Raw genomic sequence first — 17,288 nt, forward strand, 5'->3', positions numbered from 1 at the left:
CATGAGCAGTTATAGCCTTAAAACCCCTTCAGTGAGGTTCCAGCAGTGCCTAGCTCAATTCTTTATCCGTCGCTAATGTTAATTGCCGGAATCGGCATCCCGGTGATGGCCACGTTAAATAGCGGTCTAGGTGTGAAGCTTGGCAGCTCGGCTCTCGCTACGACGATTTTGTTTTTTGTCGGACTGACCATCTCTATTATTTACTTATTTAAAACTGAAGGTTTCCAAGTAGCCGGTTTTCACAAAGATATCTCCTGGCACCTTTATCTCGGCGGGATATTAGTTGCTTTTTACGTACTCAGCGTCACCTGGGTTTCACCAAAATACGGTGTTGGCAATACTATATCCTTTGTGTTACTCGGCCAGCTCTTTGCTATGGCCACCATCGACCATTTTGGCCTCTTTGGCGCACAACAAACCAGCCTGGACCCCAAACGAATCATTGGATTTATTCTAATGATTACAGGCATCTTACTAGTGGTAAAACGCAATTCATAAATATATCTGGAGATCAGACAATGCCCAATCTATATGTAATGGCAAAAGTGAAGTCTAAACTTGGAGAAACACAGAAAGCTAAGAACATTCTGACAAGACTGGCAGCGAACTCTGAAAAGGAGAGCGGATGTTTGAGTTATCAGATTTTATATTCGAGTGAGGAAACAGATACCTTTATGACGTTAGAGGTATGGGATTCAAAAGAAAGTGAAAGAAAACACTGGGATGAGCCCCATTTAAAAGAATCATTAAAAGAGTTAGAACCAATTTTAGCTAAAGAACCAAGAATCGAAAAATATCAGCATACTTCCGATTAAAAACATACGATTTTCTCCAGCAGAATAAATAATCATAGGCCCACAACAAAATTAGTGTGGGCCAAGGAGAATATTCAGAAAGTAACAGGAGATACTTGAATCATAAAAGGGCAGTACATTTATAATGTTTCATCAGCAGTGAAAAAAAATCTATTCCCACTGAATTAAAAAACTATAAGGACCACTCCCCCTAAACGCTTGTGTCATTACTCAGGAAAATCAAAAACAGGATTGGTGGTCAACATTTCCGACCAACTAACACGCTCTGCTCGGTAAATCGTGCTATCGTACACTTTTAATTCCCACGCAGTTTCCGCTGGGCTAGTCGATGTTACCTCTATCAAGTAAGCATTGCGATCACTCCCCGTACTGATATCCGATGGGCCACCGGCACATAGTAATATATTTCCACCGGCAAGCTCATCAACATCACCCAATGATTGAGTATACTTGGGCGCTATGTATTCCCAGGTTTGCTCAGCACTCATTGTCGATGTATTGAGCAGAAACTTTACTGCACGGCTATTGTAGATATTGCCACTCAACTCAGCTTCATTTCTGTTATCGTAAATCAGAATTTCATGATTACTTGTCAACATTGGCGCATGCTGCGAAGCCATCCAGGAACCAGTATGTAGTGTAAAGAATTTATCCTTCAAATCGCTCTCAATATCTGAATCCCTCCCCATTATCCAATTTACCGCACCAGACTGATGATCAATACTGACCACCCAGCTCTGAGAGCGGCTAGAAAGTAAAATGGAATTATCCTGAGGAACATAATGCAGTGCATTAGAGTGGCTCCAGTCAAGGGCTCCGTTATCCAAAACCCTACTGGCCAAAGCACCGGGGAAACGGCTGGTATCCAAGTGATCAAATGCTGACCATCGCCAAACTGTGTTCCCTTCAGTATCGATTTCCAAAATGGCATCTCCTTGTAAAAAATGCTCACCAAACTGGCCCGTTTCATTGGTTAACACCAACAGATTGCCATTCTCCAGCAAATGGACATCGTGGTGATAACTCGGCAATTCGAAAGAGGACAACACCTCTCCGGAGAAGGAGATTACTCGGGCCTCCCCACTGAGTAATAAAAGTAAACGCCCATCCTGTAGGTTTCTCGCTACTGGGGCACCAGTTAATGGGACATCACCGTGCAGATACCAAACAACCTCTCCCTCTTCATCAAATCCCCAGAAAGTACTATCCCTCTCCGCTGATGGCGCGAAGATAGTGATGCCCCCCTCGGACTTAACCGTTTTCTTCAAAAGCTCAACAGCGGGGGCCCCCTCAGGCACCGACCCGGTTTTAAACTCTACGATTTCACTGTGAACAACCTCACCACTATCTAAAAGTGCAACCGCAGTAAATCGATAGGTAGTATCAGCGCGCAGGCCGACGACAGTTACTTCGTGGTCTGTGCCTGGCTCACTATAAGCTGTACGTCTTCGGCTGGTATCTGCAGATTTAAACCTTATTGCCACTCTCGCCGCTTCCGCAGTAATCACGCTGGCATTCACCATCAGATGGTTCTCTGGGTGAGCGCTGAGTACTAATTGAACAGCATCATCTTCCTGCGCAAAAACCTTAGGGACAATACCTGTTAAAAACAGTAAGAATACTGATTGAAAAACAGCCAACCTAATATATTTACTCATAGAGGGTCTCACAGTTTGTTATGAATACAACTGTTTAACGCAACCATTGCGCCCATGGTTTACAAAGATGTTTATTTTTTTATAGGCTGCAATTAACCGTAATTAATAATTGTCGACTAAGCGTGTTTGATTCTGCAACTCGCACCAAAAATGAGAACTGGCACACATTTATCAGATGTTAGAAATATTCACTGCAGAAACTAATCCTTCACCTCTCTGCCAATTTACCCCCCCCCAAATTACTCGCCCTGCCCACTTATCCAGGTAGGTGATTTTTATATTGATGTAAGGATATCCTTTGAAAAGATTTACTCTCAGCTCCGTAATCATTCTTTCCATATTCAATACTATGGCAATAGAAAACAGCTTCTACCTTAAGTCATCTTACGGATAGTTAGATATAGATATCTCTACTCAGTAAAGTGAAGAGTATTTTGAAACAAATCTGTCCAGCCCGAGAGATTGGACAGTAACTTTAGGATACTGCCTAAATAATTTTTTTGCTATTGAGGGGGGGGTATGCCGACTTTGGTGATACAGAAGGAAAAATTAGGGAAAGTGATTCTATCACTTACAGTGAGTACGCATCAGGCAACTATGATTACAACTATAAAATTAATATTGACGCTAAGACAAAGATGCTTGGCATATCCCTAACATCCGATATTACAAAAAAATTCTATACAGGAATTCGTGCAGGTTCTCATTTGTGGGAAACCGAATATGAAGAAAAAGAAAACTATATCTGGAATTATAAGCGCGTCGACTTTGAAGGAAGAGTAGTAAGCTCTTTTTCCGATAGTATCAGCGATTCAGATAAAGATGAGAATGATGGTAGTGATCTTTACTACGGAGTTTTCATTGGCTGGAACTACAACAACTGGAGCGTAAGTCTAGCGCACACTATTTTTGAAATGGACGAAAGGAGGCCCAGCCTCTCCTCCCTCGGGCTGACTTACAATTTCTAAAGACTGCTCTTACTTTTTTCAGCAGCCAAATCGGCTGCTGAATTTATCTCTAAAAAACTCTAAAGCTACTTTATCCCCGCAAACAATACCTCAAACCAGCGCAAGTCCTCCGGCCCCAATTGAGCCTTTTTGGCCAGTCTCCTATCTCGATACACATCCTTATATACATGATAAACCGCTCGCTCGGTCAACTCGCGCAAGTGTTCGCTATTTAGCTCAGGGATTGAGCCATCGGCTAAATTGGGATCGGTCAATGGGTCGTGCTGGGCTTCAGTGGTTCTCAGCGCTAATTCCAATTCTTGTAGAATCGGATTGAACACCTTGAGGGTATTAGATTCGAAGAGTTGCTTGGCACTGCCTCCCCTGCTTTGCGAAGCATTTTTAACTCTTCAATTCCGATCACTTTTCTATGAATGGCTTCAAGCAGTTGTAATTTGTTGTAATAGATAGCTGTTGATAGTCTCTCCCAGAGGTTGCAACATGCGCCAAATTTGGGGAAGTATCACTGACAAATTAACAGTCACAGCAGCATATGATTTATACCGCACATATAACATCTTCTCTACCGACTTTACAAATCTCACGATAAACAAACACTACTCATCATCTAATTGATTAAGGATATCCCTTGAAAAGATTTATTCTGGCTACAGCTATCGTTTTGTCAGCTTCAAACACCATAGCACTGGAAAATAACTTTTACCTTAAATCCACTTATGGGGCAGTAGATACAGATATTTCCACCCAAAAACTGCAGGGTTTAAATATACCCGATAATCTATCTAATCCCAAAGGATGGTCCTTTACACTGGGATACCAACTCAATAACTATATTGCTCTCGAAGGCGGCTTTGTAGACCTGGGAGACGCTGAGGGTAGAGAGTATGATATCGTGGCAGTAGATTATGATGATATCTTCGCTAGAAACTTTAAGAAAACGATTAATACACAAACACAAATAGTAGGTCTATTTTTTTCTACCAATATCAATAGGGATTTTTATGCCGGAATACGTACCGGATATCAATTTTGGGATGAGCACTTTCAAACCAAATGGGAATCAAACTATCTTAATCAATCTGGAAAGATAACAGGAACGTTCGAAGGTTCCTACCATCGCACCAATAACGGTAGCGATCCTTATTATGGCATTTCCGCTGGCTGGAACTACATCAACTGGAGCCTAAGCTTAGAACACACCATTTTTGAAATGGAAGAGAGAAAACCCAATTTCTCCTCTTTGGCGCTGACTTACAACTTTTGATGTAGTAGCCAATAGGTTTTCTCAGTAGCAGAGCCGACTGCTGAGCACGAGAACTAATGACTAATTCTCTTCCTAAATTTTAACATCAAGATAAAAAATATCACTCATCATCCAATCAGTTAGCTGATTCTTGTATATTTAGTTAAGGAAATCCTTTGAAAAAACTAATCCTTGCCTCCGCTATCATCATCTCCACTTCAAGTACTATGGCAATGGAAAACAGTTTCTACTTCAAGTCTACTTATGGAATGGTTAATACAGACATTTCCTCCCAAGAGACACAGGAGAAATTAAGCACTGATCTATCTGATCCCAATGGCTGGTCTTTTATACTGGGTTACCACTTGAATAAATTCCTTGCTCTTGAGGGTGGCTATGTAGACTTAGGAGATGCTGAGGGTAGATACCACGATCGTTACGATTCCCCTTATGGGTTTTCCGCCCATGATACAATCCATAATTACACGATAAATACACAAGCAAAAACATTTGGTCTCTTTTTAACCACCGATATCACCAAAGATTTTTTTGCTGGATTACGTGTAGGATATCAATTTTGGAATGAACATTTTGAAGATAAAGTAACTAAATATTTGCATTATTATGATCACGACCAGAATGGTGTTTTTACCGACATAGCAACCCGAAGCTACACAGAAAAAGATCAAGACTGTGAGATCAAGGATGGTAGTGATCTTTATTATGGAGTTTCCGCCGGCTGGAACTACAACAACTGGAGCGTAAGTCTAGAGCACACTATTTTTGAAATGGAAGAAAGGAAGCCCAGCCTCACCTCCCTGGGCCTGACTTACAATTTCTAAAGACTGCTCTTACTTTTTTCAGCAGCCAAATCGGCTGCTGAATTTTTCTCTAAAAACTCTAAAACTACTTTATCCCAGCAAACAATACCTCAAACCAACGCAAGTCCTCCGGCCCCAACTGAGCATTTTTGGCCAGTTTCTTATTCAGATACACGTCCTTATATACATGATAAACTGCTCGCTCGGTCAACTCGCGCCAGTGTTGGCTATTTAGCTCAGGAATTGAGCCACCGGCTAAATTGGGATCGGTCAATGGGTCGTGCTGGGCTTCAGTGGTTCTCAGCGCCAATTCCAATTCTTGTAGGACCGGATGGATCACTTTGAGGATATTAGATTCGAAGAGTTGCTTCGCACTGCCTCCCCTGCTTTGCGAAGCATTTTTAACTCTTTAATTTCCTTTACTTTTCTAGGAATGGCTTCAATCAGTTGTAATAGATAGCTATTAACAGTCTCTCCCAGAGGTTGCAACATGCGTGAAATTTGGGGAAGTATAACTGGCAAATCAACAGTCACATCAGTACATGATTTATACCGCACATACTTGAGCACATATAACTTCTTCTCTACCAGATTTTCAAACCTCACGATAAACAAACACTACTCACCATTTAATTGATTAAGGATATCCCTTGAAAAGATTTATTCTGGCTACAGCGATCGCCTTGTCAGCTTCAAATACCACAGCACTGGAAAATAACTTTTACCTTAAATCCACTTATGGGTCTGTAGACACAGATATCTCCTCGCAAGATGCGCTCGAGAGCTTTAAAACCAAGCTATCTGACTCTAGTGGATGGTCTATTACTCTGGGATATCGCCTCAATAAATTTATTGCTCTCGAAGGTGGATTTGCAGACCTGGGAGATACCGAAGGGAGTTATCGGCATGAAGAGTGGAGCTTTAGCCAATGGGGCGACGAGATGTCCGAAATCAGTACTATTGATTATAAGATCAGTACAGATACAAAAATACTAGGTCTATTTCTCACCACAGATATTACTAAAGATTTTTACGCTGGAGCACGCGTAGGATATCAATTATGGGATGAACAATTTCAAAAGAGACATGAATTTTCTGCAAGGTGGGATTGGGATGACTATCATGGCATTAATACTACCGATGAGACCAATGATGGAAGTGACCCTTATTACGGTATTTCTGTTGGCTGGAACAATAACAACTGGAGCTTGAGCTTGGAGCATACCATTTTTGAGATGAAAGACAGAAAACCCAGCCTCTCCTCCCTGGGACTGACTTACAATTTCTAAAGACCGCTCTTACTTTTTTCAGCAGCCATATTGGCTGCTGAATTTCTCTCTTAAAAATTCTAAAGCTACTTTATCCCAGAAAACAATACCTCAAACCAACGCAAGTCCTCCGGCCCCAATTGAGCCTTTTTGGCCAGTTTCTTATCTCGATACACACCCTTATATACATGATAAACTGCTCGCTCGGTCAACTCGCGCCAGTGTTGGCTATTTAGCTCAGGGATTGAGCCATCGGCTAAATTGGGATCGGTCAATGGGTCGTGCTGGGCTTCAGTGGTTCTCAGCGCTAATTCCAATTCTTGCAGAATAGGATTGATCACCTTGAGGGTATTAGATTCGGAAAACTGCTTGGCGACATCTTCCTCTGCCTGACGAAGCATTTTTTTGCTCTGTAATTCCGATAGCTTTTCTCCAGCTGGGCGCAAGCCGAATTTATTGACCAGGCCACTCATACCGGGCAGCACCGCCTTGGCTGCCAGCCCGGCACCGATCAGGGGATTAAACACTGCGGCAACACCCCCAACTAACAGCATACCAACGGTCAATTTTCTATCGAGTTTGTCGATATCATCCGCCAGTCTTTCGAGAGAACTCTTTCCAGAATTCCCCCTTTCCAGGGATAACTCTACGGCGCTCTCCACCATAAATTTACGTAAACTCCCCTCATAATGGGAGTTCGGAAAGTGAAATATTCGGCGTTTGGGTAGATCATTTACCTCTGGGGCATCATCAGGTAAACAACGCATTGTGTGCAGAGTAAAGCCAGTTTGTGAGAGCTTATAGGGAATCACAAAGTAATGCTTTTCATCGTATCTCTGCACAAAATTCTCACTGCGCTCCGCAGAAGAAAATATTGGCAGTCCGGCAACTACTTCTTGAAAAACTTTTAAACTGCCGGTGATTTCAGCTGGCACTTTACGGGAAAGGTCAACCAGGCCCTTCTTGCCTTTATCGAAATATTGTTTCATATCTATTGATTCACAGAGAAATCGAGAAAAAGCTGGCCTGATCTGCAGTATCCGCATCCCTTCGGCCATCCCCCCTTGTGAAACACTTCCCTATGCCCTCTAATTAAAGCATAACTACCTTAGGAAAAGACGTCTTTAGTTTGCCTCAGCATAAATCCAGGCTTCTATACCAGATTTCAATTTGGCGGCAACCCGCTGATAGGCATCCACTTCATAGGCATCAGACTGAGCAAGCTCTTCGGCAGAGATTTCAAAAACTGTACCCTCAACCGTATCAAAAGAACGCCCTGTGTACTTCAGTATGGGGTGAAACTCCTTGCCGCTAGTTTGCACAACTTGTGGATCTATAATTCTTATTTCAGAAAGCTGGTAACCAATTAAAGTATCCTCAGATCCTTGTAACTTACGGCCAAAAGTCTCCAGTTGTACATTCTCTTGCTGAAGAGTGCCGTAGGAAAATAAACGCTCCATAAATTAACCCCTGATCCCGCTAGTGAATAGTTCACTAATGTGGCAAATCCGCTGGTACTTTATCGGCTAAAGACCCCGCTAAAGAAGTCTCTTTAAGATAATTCCTCTGATTGGAGCTCTCACGCCTATCAATCCCTTCGCAAACCATTCTTGCAAATGTCTGTGAGATTAATAACCAGCAATTCACTTATTCCTTTTTGATGTGACTGGCCCAAGACACGGACCTTACCATCCCTTGGACCTGCATTGGTGAAAACCTGTGCTAACCCATCCCGCAGCTGAGGCCGAGTATACGGGGAGCTGCTTTGGGGAAATCTCTGACCTGCGCCGTGCTCCTGATTGGGTGCTAGGGATATCGCACCCTGGCAGGCAATGGTTAGGCTCTAAATCCATGGTTGTTTACACGGCCCACTGGCAATAGAGAGGTGTGTAATGCATAACCGACCTTCGCTGCAAAACCATCAAACTATACCTAAACGACAGAAATCATCCCTACAAAAAGTACAAGGAGCTCTACGTAAAAACGCTTCGTTCGCCGCTGCGCTAATGGTTGTTGGATCGGCAATATTGGCCCCCCTGGCCTATGCTGCGGATTATTCCAATCCCTATTCCCGCCAGGGCTCAAGGTATGTCGCTCATCAGGGGCATGGAGGGCATTATGACCGGCACTCCAGATATAGCAGAGATTACAGGTACCGGAGAGAGTATAGGGGACACTCCCGATACAATAGGAATCAAAGGAGCTACTCTCGATACAGCAGGAACCAAAGGGCATATTCTCGATACGGCAGATACCAACAAGCTCAACCACAAAATAGCCGGCATATGTGGTTTAAAGGCCATGTACAAGGTACACCGCGTATTGTGATCGACTTAAGTGACCAGATGGCCTACTTCTATAAGGGAGGACGTCTCGCCGGTATGTCCCCGGTCTCTACCGGTAAACCAGGCCACCGAACTCCTACTGGTAACTTTCGTATTTCACAGAAGAAATACAGCCACCGCTCCAACCTGTACGGTCACTATATAAGCTCTCGTGGCCAAGTACTGCGCAGTAATGTGGATGTACGCCGCCATCGCAAGCCTGCCGGGTCTCGCTTCCGCGGAGCCTCAATGGATTACATGATGCGGATTAATGGCCCAGTCACCATGCATGCCGGTTATGTACCCGGTTACCCGGCCTCCCATGGCTGTATCCGCATCCCCTGGCATATGGCGAAGATTTTCTACCGCCACGCCAGAGTCGGCACAAAGGTATCTGTTGTGCCTTAGGTAAAATCTAGACACGTGTGAAAAGGCACCATAAAAAAGGCGGACTATTAAGTCCGCCTTTTCTTTGCCTGGAAAAACGCCTGCTATTGAGAGGCCTCTGCCCCCTCCCGCTTTGCGACTTCCATTCGGGTGAAATACGCATGCGCTGCACGGTTTACATGCCGTGCCAGCAGTAATGTGGAAACCATAGTGGGCACAGCCATTACGGCGTACATGCCAATAATAATGCTGTTGACCGCGCTCAGAGAAGCCACCGCACCCAATACAATCAGTATCATATAGAGCCCGGTATAAAGGCCCTGCCAGCGGCCGCCAAAAAGAAAAACATAGCACTTCATACCGTAATACCAGCAGGTGACGATGGTGCTAAAAGCCAGTGGTAGGACCATTAGCAGTAGCAAAATTGGACCAAACTGCCCAAATACCTGAGAAAATGCCTGTGCAGTCAGGGTAACGCCGGCAATATCCCCTTCCTGCTGCCAAGCGCCAGTCAGTAGTATCACCAGGGCAGTGCAAGTGCAGATAACCAGTGTGTCTACAATGGGGCCCAGCATGGCAACCACGCCTTCTCGAACGGGCTCACGGGTTTTCGCTGCACCATGGGCTAAAGACTCTGTGCCTATACCCGCCTCATTAGAAAATGCGCCCCGGCTCACCCCTACTGTGATTACCGAACCCAGAGTACCTCCAGCAATAGCTTGACCGCTGAAAGCATCGGAGAAAATTAGCGCAAATGCTGCCGGTACCTGCTCCCAGAAGCTGGCAATTACCACAAAGGTCATGCCCAAATAAAGCAGCACCATGCCCGGCACTACTCTTGCGGAGAATTTACCGATACGCTGGATACGCCCGGCAATAACGTAGGCCGATGCAACAGCAATTAATAAGCCAATAACAAAATCAAAAGTGAGTGAACCTCCGGGTGCTACCCAACCCAAGGGCTCAGCAAAAGACTCGCGCAGTAGCTGCGTGGTTTGATTGGACTGAAACACCGGCAACATACCGCAGAGTCCCGCCACGGCAAACAGTACTGCGAGCGGCATCCAGCGTCGGCCCAACCCCTCGCGAATAACATACATGGGGCCACCTTGCAGTTCCCCGGAGGCATCGCGACCGCGAAACATCACCGCCAGCGTCGCTGTATAGAACTTGGTAGCCACCCCCACCAGGGCGGTTACCCACATCCAGAAAATCGCCCCAGGCCCACCAATCGTAATTGCGATGGCAACCCCGGAAATATTGCCAAGTCCCAGGGTTCCCGACAGTGCTGTTGATAGCGCTTGGCTGTGATTCACTTGGCCAGGGTCATTGGGGTCATCATATCGGCCACTTAAAAGCCCAATACTGTGCCCAAGATGGCGGTAGGGACGGCCACGAGAATAGATTAATAGCGCGAGGCCGCCACCAACGAGCAGCACTAATAAGGGAGGGCCCCAGACAAAACTGGCAAAAGCCTCTAATGCCTGATCAATTGCAGGGAATATCGACATAAGTTAATTCATTTCCGGTGAGATCCGCCCAGTCTAGGTACGCTCACACCAGACTGTCAAAATGCTGCCATAAAATTCCGCAGACCTATAAATGCGAAAACTTTGGGAAAACCTGGAATCCCGGCAATAAAAAAGCCCCTAACAGGGGCTTTTCTAACAATCTTTTACAACTTTTTATCAAGCTGTAGTAGTTGCCTTTAATGCGAGCTCGGGTTCAGAACTCTCCCTCACAAGCGCCACCGATATAGCGCCAAGCAACATACACACCCCCGCCAAAACAATGATGTAAATTGCCTGGTTTTCGAAAACTGTTTTCAATATCAAGCCAGCTACCAGGGCGGAAACAATCTGCGGGGCTGCGATAGTGAAATTAAAAATCCCCATATAAACACCAGTCTTATCCGCCGGCAGCGAGTCAGAGAGGATCGCATAGGGCATCGCCAGAATAGCGGCCCAGGCAATGCCCACACCCACCATCGGTAGCAATAATCCCAGGGCGCCACTGGGTACGGAAACTTCTGTAATCAACAGATTCACCTGTGTGGGATCGCCCCCCTGGAAGAACAGGAAGCTGATGTATCCAAAACCGCCCAGTGCCAACGATAGGGAATAAGTGAGCTTACGCCCCAGCACCTGAGACAAACGGGCCAGGACAATAGAGAAGATCGCTGCGAACAGAGAGTAAGCAGCAAAAATAATTCCTACCCAGTCACCGGCAGCACCCTTAGCGGCAGCGATATGTGCGGGAATTTCTTTGACGCTTTCCAGATAGGCGGGATCAAACCACTTGGCTTCCACTCCCCAAACGTGCTGAGTGATCGCAGGCGTGGTGTAAACCCACATAATAAACAGGGCAAACCAGGAGAAGAATTGCACCAGGGCCAGCTGGCGCATAGTGCGCGGCATTTTAATTAGCAGCTGGAAAAAACCGATCAAGCGCTTTGCCAGTGGGGCTTTTTGCTGTCTCTCCCGCTCCAGTTGCGCGGAGTCGAGACCTTTATAGGCATTGTACTGCTCCGGCGGATACTCCTTGGTACGTAGCACAGTCCATAACACACTGCCCAGAAGCACTGTGGCGCCGATATAGAAAGCCCATATAACGGAGGGTGCCACCTCTCCCGCACGGGCAGTATTTTCCAGACCGATCACATTAGTCAGGATGAATGGCAACATGGAGCCGAAGATGGCGCCAATGTTAATCAGCAAAGACTGTATCGAGTACCCCAGGGTGCGCTGCTCTGATGGCACCATGTCGGATACCAGGGCGCGGAAAGGCTGCATGGTCACGTTAAAGGCCGCGTCCATCAGGGCCAACATAACGCCGCCGAAAATAATTGGGGCCACTATCGCCACCACAATCCCGGCATTGGGCATAAACGCCATCCCCAGGGCTGCGGCGATAGCACCAAAAAGGATAAAGGGGTTGCGGCGACCGAAGCGACTCCAGGTTCGATCCGAGGCCGAACCCACGATCGGCTGTACGATCAGTCCCATGAGCGGCGCTACTATCCAGAACAGGGATAGAGAATGAAGGTCCGCTCCCAGATCTGAAAGAATCCGACTGGCATTGGCATTTTGCAGGGAAAAGCCAAACTGCACACCGAGAAAGCCGAGACTGACATTCCATACCTGCCAGAAGGGCAGACGGGGCTGTTGAATAGGATTGGGCTCTGATTGGCTCATAGGGTCACCGCATCTCTCGTTATGCTTATTTTGCCATTCTGACACGCCCACCACAGACCTCCATCCTCCCCCCAGCGGGGAGGATGCGGGCCAGATTCTGCGCTTTAGGATAAACTCAGGCCCAGCGTACGCGTCGGGCCAACACGAAACTGTGAATCCTAATCAAGCAACTGAAGTCCCGCGCGATGACCCTAAAACTCCCACTCCTGCGCCTGGTGTGCCTCGCAGCTACACTCTGCCTGAGCGCTCAATCCCTGGCCGCTGAACAGCGCAACTACCGCGATCACACCATGAGCGAAGACTCACTAACTGTACAGACGAGTGAGGGCGAGGTCACCCTCACCCCGGTTGGTCCGTCAGCGCTATCGGTGCACTATCGCCGCGAAGGCCTGAAACAGTTGCCCTCATTTGCGTTGGCCACCAATTCTGCTGGCCGATCCGAGGCGATGCTGGAGCAACAAGGGGACAAGCTCGTTTACCGCACTGGCTCGCTTACTGCAGTCATCCACAAGTCTCCCTTCCGAATCGAGTACTTGCGCGGCAGCGAACAAATCCTGAGTGAAGAGCGTGGCTTCTTTGCCACCGAGACGATGCGCGGATTCCGTTTCGCACTGTCGCCAGAGGAAAAACTGCTGGGCGGCGGAGAGCGGGTTATGGGGATGGACCGTCGCGGCCAACGCCTGCCCCTGTATAACCGTGCCCATTACGGATACACCACCGAATCCAACCAGATGTATTTTTCCCTGCCAGCAGTACTGTCCAGCAACAAATACATTCTGCTGTTCGACAACTCTGCCACCGGCACCCTGGATCTGGGCGCAAACGAAGAAGATATCCTGCAATTTGAAGCCGTAGCCGGGCGCACCGCTTACATCGTGGTAGCCGGTGAGACTTATCCACAGTTGCTGGAAAATTATGTATCCACCACCGGCAAACAGCCCCTGCCCCCCCGTTGGGCCCTGGGTAACTTCGCCTCCCGCTTTGGCTATCACAGCGAAGCTGAAGTCCGCGCAACCGTGGATAAGTTTGCCGAAGAAGATTTCCCCCTGGACGCCCTGGTGTTGGACCTCTACTGGTTTGGCCCGGATATAAAAGGTCATATGGGCAACCTGGCTTGGGACAAGGAGGCCTTTCCCGAACCAGAAAAGATGATGGCCGACCTTAAAGAACGCGGCATCAATACCATCCTGGTGACCGAGCCTTTTGTCCTCTCCACCTCCGAACGCTGGCAGGAAGCCGTGGCGAATAATGCCCTGGCCAAAAACCTGGCCGGAGAACCCAAGCGTTTTGATTTCTACTTCGGCAATACCGGCCTGATCGATGTCTTCTCCGAAGATGGCCGCGACTGGTTCTGGAATATTTACGACGGATTATTGGAACAGGACGTAGCCGGCTGGTGGGGCGACCTGGGTGAACCGGAAGTTCACCCCTCCGATACCGTTCACGCAATCGGTATGGCCGATGAAATCCACAACGCCTTCGGCCACGCCTGGGCGCAATTACTGCACGAACGCCAAACTGCAAAATACCCTGAGCGCCGCCCCTTTATTATGATGCGCGCCGGTTTTGCCGGCTCCCAGCGCTACGGCATGATCCCCTGGACCGGCGACGTCGCTCGGGAATGGGGTGGCTTACAGCCCCAGGTGGAATTGGCTCTGAGTATGGGCTTGCTGGGCTTTGGCTACACCCATTCAGACCTGGGCGGCTTTGCCGGCGGCGAGAAATTTGACCGCGAACTCTACATCCGCTGGTTACAGTACGGCGTATTCCAACCGGTTTACCGCCCGCACGCCCAGGAGCATATTGCTTCCGAACCGGTTTTCCACGATCGCCGCACCCGCGATATCCTGCGCGAGTATGTAAAACTGCGCTATCGCCTGCTGCCCTACAACTACACCCTCGCCTTCGAAAACAGCCAGACCGGCATGCCACTGATGCGTCCGCTGTTTTTCGAAAACGAAAGTGATCTGTCTCTACTGGACTACAAGGATGCCTACCTATGGGGTCAGGATTTCCTCGTTGCCCCAGTCGTGGAGGAGGATGTGGATGAGGTCACGGTAAAACTGCCCGGTGGCACCTGGTTCGATTACTGGACTGATGAACAATATTCTGGCGATCAGGCCCTGGTAGAAGTGAACCTGAAAACGATTCCTGCACTGGTGCGGGCCGGCGCCATTATTCCCACCATTGACGATGTCCACAGCAGCCGCGATTACTCCAGTAAAAACCTGACCCTGGACTACTACGCGCACCCATCAGCAGTAAAGTCCGAGCGCTATGTTTATGAAGATGATGGCGCTACCGCGCAGGCTTTTGAAAAAGGCAAATACGAGAAGTTGCATTTCTCAGCTGAAAACAAACAACAAGGTTTAGCCTTCGCCTTTAATCGCGAAGGCGACGGTTATACCGGTATGCCGGAATCCCGCACGGTCACTTTAAAGATTCACAACTGGCAACAAGTGCCCGTGCAGCTGAATATTACCGGCGAATCCCTGCCTATTTTCGACAGTGAAAAAGACTTTGCTCAGGCACCCCGTGGGGCCTGGTACAACAAGCGCAAGCAGCAACTGCTGGTTAAATTTGACTGGCACAAAGAACCGCTGGATTTAGTGCTCAAAAATCAATAATTCAGCAAACCGCTGTTCACTGACAAAAAAATTTAAAGTCATCAGGAAACAATGAAGAAGTTACATTCCCCGTTTATTGCCAAACTCCTTTCGGCTTCCCTACTGGGTGCTGCTCTATTCGGCACTGCCGGCTGCAGCCAGGAGAGCAGCCCGGAAGAATTACAACCCGCTGAAAAAGTTGCGGAGAAAAAAGCCGTTATCTACCAAGTGCTACCGCGCTTATTTGGCAACACTAACAGTACCAACAAACCCTGGGGCACACTCGAAGAGAATGGTGTAGGTAAGTTCGCTGACTTTACCCCAAAAGCACTGAGTGAAATCCACGCTCTGGGCGCCACCCATATCTGGTACACCGGCGCCCTGCACCACGCGCTCGTTGGCGACTATACGGAATACGGTATCAGTAACGATGATCCAGATGTGGTCAAAGGCCGCGCCGGCTCTCCTTATGCCATCAAGGATTACTACAGCGTAAACCCGGACCTGGCCAATAACCCAGCAGAGCGATTACAGGAATTCCGCGCACTGGTGGAACGCAGCCACGCGGCCGGCCTGAATGTAATTATCGATATAGTGCCTAACCATGTAGCCCGCGCCTATCATTCTCTCGATAAGCCCCAAGGCGTGCAGGATTTTGGAACTGGCGACAACACCCAGGTCACCTATGCCCGCAACAACAATTTCTACTATGTGGTGGGCGAAGACTTCCGCGTGCCCGTTGCAGAAGACAGTTATCAGCCACTCAATGGCGAAGCCAATGATCTTGTCGATGGGCAGTTTGTAGAGAGTCCAGCCAAATGGACCGGTAATGGCGCGCGCAGTGCACAACCTGCCATGCACGACTGGTATGAAACCGTCAAAATTAATTTTGGCGTTCGCCCCGATAACAGCAAGAACTTTTCTGAGCTACCCCAGGAGTATGCCGAGCGCGACTACCGGGCCCACGCCCAGTTTTGGGCAGACAAGAAAGTCCCGGATACCTGGAAAAAATTCCGCGATATCGTCCACTACTGGCTAGACTTTGGTGTGGACGGATTCCGCTATGATATGGCCGGTATGGTACCGGTAGAATTCTGGAGCTACCTGAATTCCTCCATCAAAATGCGCAACCCCAACACACTGCTACTTGCCGAAATCTATACTCCAGAGCGCTATCGGGATTATCTGCATCTGGGCAAAATGGATTACCTCTACGATAAAGTCGGCACTTACGATGCTATTCGTGCGGTCATGGAGAACAAGGGCAGCACAGATAAAATCGCACAGGTACAGGCAAGCCTGGTAGATATTTCCTCTCATATGTTGCGCTTTATGGAGAACCACGACGAGCAGCGTATTGCCAGCCCACAATTTTCTGGCAACCCAGAGGCTGGCAAACCTGCAATGCTGGTGTCTGCCGCGCTCTCTCCAGCCCCTACCTTGGTTTACTTTGGCCAGGAGCTAGGAGAACCCGCCAACAAAGATGCCGGCTTCGGCAAAGCCAGCCGCACCACCATTTTCGACTACTGGTCAGTACCCAGTGTGCGCCGCTGGAACAATGAGGGCGCTTTTGACACTGCACTACTGACAAAAGAAGAAAAAGAGCTGCGCAGCTTCTACCAGCGCCTGCTTAATTTCTCCAAACAGAGCCCGGCCTTACTTGGCGATTATCTGGACTTGCATAGCTACAACCGCAAACAGGATAGCGGCTATGGGGAAAAACAATTTTCTTTTGCGCGCTGGAATAAAACGGAAAAACTCTTGATCGTTGCAAATTTTGATCGAGAGGCCAGCAAATTCGAACTACTGATCCCCAATGAGCTACTTAAACAGTGGAAACTGAAAGACGGCAGCTATGCATTAGAAGGGCAGATCAGCAATGCGAAGCAACAGCTGGTTATCCGAAATGGCCAAGGCAGAATAACACTTAATCTTCTCCCCTTTGAAGGCCATATCTTCAAGCTTGACAATTGACAAGCAAATACAGTCTTTTATTACAGAAAA

Annotated in this window: 17 protein-coding genes; 10 read left to right on the plus strand and 7 right to left on the minus strand. The window is 47.7% G+C overall.

Annotated features, from left to right (window positions below; translation table 11 throughout):
* Window positions 1–45: 45 nt before the first annotated feature.
* Entirely contained in the window at window positions 46–498 is a 453-nt protein-coding gene (locus tag ACJJIB_RS19885) for a DMT family transporter (protein ID WP_252083467.1), read from the plus strand.
* 20 nt (window positions 499–518) lie between these two features.
* Window positions 519–815 carry a putative quinol monooxygenase gene (locus tag ACJJIB_RS19890; RefSeq protein WP_444887319.1) on the plus strand — a complete coding sequence of 99 codons (297 nt, stop codon included), beginning with the start codon at window positions 519–521 and terminating at the stop codon, window positions 813–815.
* A gap of 206 nt (window positions 816–1,021) precedes the next feature.
* Here the strand turns inward: ACJJIB_RS19890 and ACJJIB_RS19895 are convergent, their stop codons facing one another.
* Window positions 1,022–2,473: an aryl-sulfate sulfotransferase gene (locus ACJJIB_RS19895; protein WP_444887320.1), complete on the minus strand. Its 1,452-nt coding sequence runs from the start codon at window positions 2,471–2,473 to the stop codon at window positions 1,022–1,024.
* 500 nt (window positions 2,474–2,973) lie between these two features.
* Between ACJJIB_RS19895 and ACJJIB_RS19900 the strand changes: the two genes are divergently transcribed.
* Window positions 2,974–3,441: a hypothetical protein gene (locus ACJJIB_RS19900; RefSeq protein ID WP_444887321.1), complete on the plus strand. Its 468-nt coding sequence runs from the start codon at window positions 2,974–2,976 to the stop codon at window positions 3,439–3,441.
* Window positions 3,442–3,506: 65 nt separating this feature from the next.
* Here ACJJIB_RS19900 and ACJJIB_RS19905 read toward each other — a convergent pair whose 3' ends face one another.
* Window positions 3,507–3,761: a hypothetical protein gene (locus ACJJIB_RS19905; RefSeq protein ID WP_444887322.1), complete on the minus strand. Its 255-nt coding sequence runs from the start codon at window positions 3,759–3,761 to the stop codon at window positions 3,507–3,509.
* 308 nt (window positions 3,762–4,069) lie between these two features.
* On the opposite strand from ACJJIB_RS19905, the gene ACJJIB_RS19910 reads away from it, so the two are divergent.
* Window positions 4,070–4,705 carry an outer membrane beta-barrel protein gene (locus tag ACJJIB_RS19910; protein ID WP_444887323.1) on the plus strand — a complete coding sequence of 212 codons (636 nt, stop codon included), beginning with the start codon at window positions 4,070–4,072 and terminating at the stop codon, window positions 4,703–4,705.
* A gap of 155 nt (window positions 4,706–4,860) precedes the next feature.
* Window positions 4,861–5,526 carry a hypothetical protein gene (locus tag ACJJIB_RS19915; protein ID WP_444887324.1) on the plus strand — a complete coding sequence of 222 codons (666 nt, stop codon included), beginning with the start codon at window positions 4,861–4,863 and terminating at the stop codon, window positions 5,524–5,526.
* Window positions 5,527–5,590: 64 nt separating this feature from the next.
* On the opposite strand, the gene ACJJIB_RS19920 is transcribed toward ACJJIB_RS19915, so the two are convergent.
* Window positions 5,591–5,815 carry a hypothetical protein gene (locus tag ACJJIB_RS19920; protein ID WP_444887325.1) on the minus strand — a complete coding sequence of 75 codons (225 nt, stop codon included), beginning with the start codon at window positions 5,813–5,815 and terminating at the stop codon, window positions 5,591–5,593.
* 340 nt (window positions 5,816–6,155) lie between these two features.
* Between ACJJIB_RS19920 and ACJJIB_RS19925 the strand changes: the two genes are divergently transcribed.
* A complete protein-coding gene (locus tag ACJJIB_RS19925) occupies window positions 6,156–6,794 on the plus strand; it encodes an outer membrane beta-barrel protein (protein WP_444887326.1) in 639 nt (212 codons plus the stop codon).
* A 65-nt stretch (window positions 6,795–6,859) separates the two neighbouring features.
* Here the strand turns inward: ACJJIB_RS19925 and ACJJIB_RS19930 are convergent, their stop codons facing one another.
* Window positions 6,860–7,762 (minus strand): hypothetical protein, encoded by a 903-nt coding sequence (locus tag ACJJIB_RS19930; protein WP_444887327.1) that lies wholly within the window; start codon window positions 7,760–7,762, stop codon window positions 6,860–6,862.
* A 135-nt stretch (window positions 7,763–7,897) separates the two neighbouring features.
* Entirely contained in the window at window positions 7,898–8,233 is a 336-nt protein-coding gene (locus tag ACJJIB_RS19935; RefSeq protein ID WP_444887328.1) for a gamma-glutamylcyclotransferase family protein, read from the minus strand.
* Between the two features lie 628 nt (window positions 8,234–8,861).
* On the opposite strand from ACJJIB_RS19935, the gene ACJJIB_RS19940 reads away from it, so the two are divergent.
* A complete protein-coding gene (locus tag ACJJIB_RS19940) occupies window positions 8,862–9,101 on the plus strand; it encodes a hypothetical protein (RefSeq protein WP_444882909.1) in 240 nt (79 codons plus the stop codon).
* On the plus strand, window positions 9,098–9,505 hold the full coding sequence (locus tag ACJJIB_RS19945; protein WP_252083479.1) for a L,D-transpeptidase family protein: 408 nt from the start codon (window positions 9,098–9,100) through the stop codon (window positions 9,503–9,505). The genes ACJJIB_RS19940 and ACJJIB_RS19945 overlap by 4 nt, the downstream gene beginning before the upstream one ends.
* Before the next feature lie 83 nt (window positions 9,506–9,588).
* On the opposite strand, the gene ACJJIB_RS19950 is transcribed toward ACJJIB_RS19945, so the two are convergent.
* A complete protein-coding gene (locus ACJJIB_RS19950; RefSeq protein WP_444887329.1) occupies window positions 9,589–10,995 on the minus strand; it encodes an alanine/glycine:cation symporter family protein in 1,407 nt (468 codons plus the stop codon).
* Between the two features lie 177 nt (window positions 10,996–11,172).
* Window positions 11,173–12,678, minus strand: a complete 1,506-nt coding sequence (locus ACJJIB_RS19955; RefSeq protein ID WP_444887330.1) for an MFS transporter — start codon at window positions 12,676–12,678, stop codon at window positions 11,173–11,175.
* 185 nt (window positions 12,679–12,863) lie between these two features.
* Here ACJJIB_RS19955 and ACJJIB_RS19960 point away from each other — a divergent pair, with 185 nt between their 5' ends.
* Entirely contained in the window at window positions 12,864–15,305 is a 2,442-nt protein-coding gene (locus tag ACJJIB_RS19960) for a glycoside hydrolase family 31 protein (RefSeq protein ID WP_444887331.1), read from the plus strand.
* A gap of 51 nt (window positions 15,306–15,356) precedes the next feature.
* Window positions 15,357–17,258 carry an alpha-amylase family protein gene (locus tag ACJJIB_RS19965; RefSeq protein ID WP_444887332.1) on the plus strand — a complete coding sequence of 634 codons (1,902 nt, stop codon included), beginning with the start codon at window positions 15,357–15,359 and terminating at the stop codon, window positions 17,256–17,258.
* Window positions 17,259–17,288 lie beyond the last annotated feature (30 nt).

The organism is Microbulbifer mixtoriginis (SeqCode), from assembly GCF_052467705.1.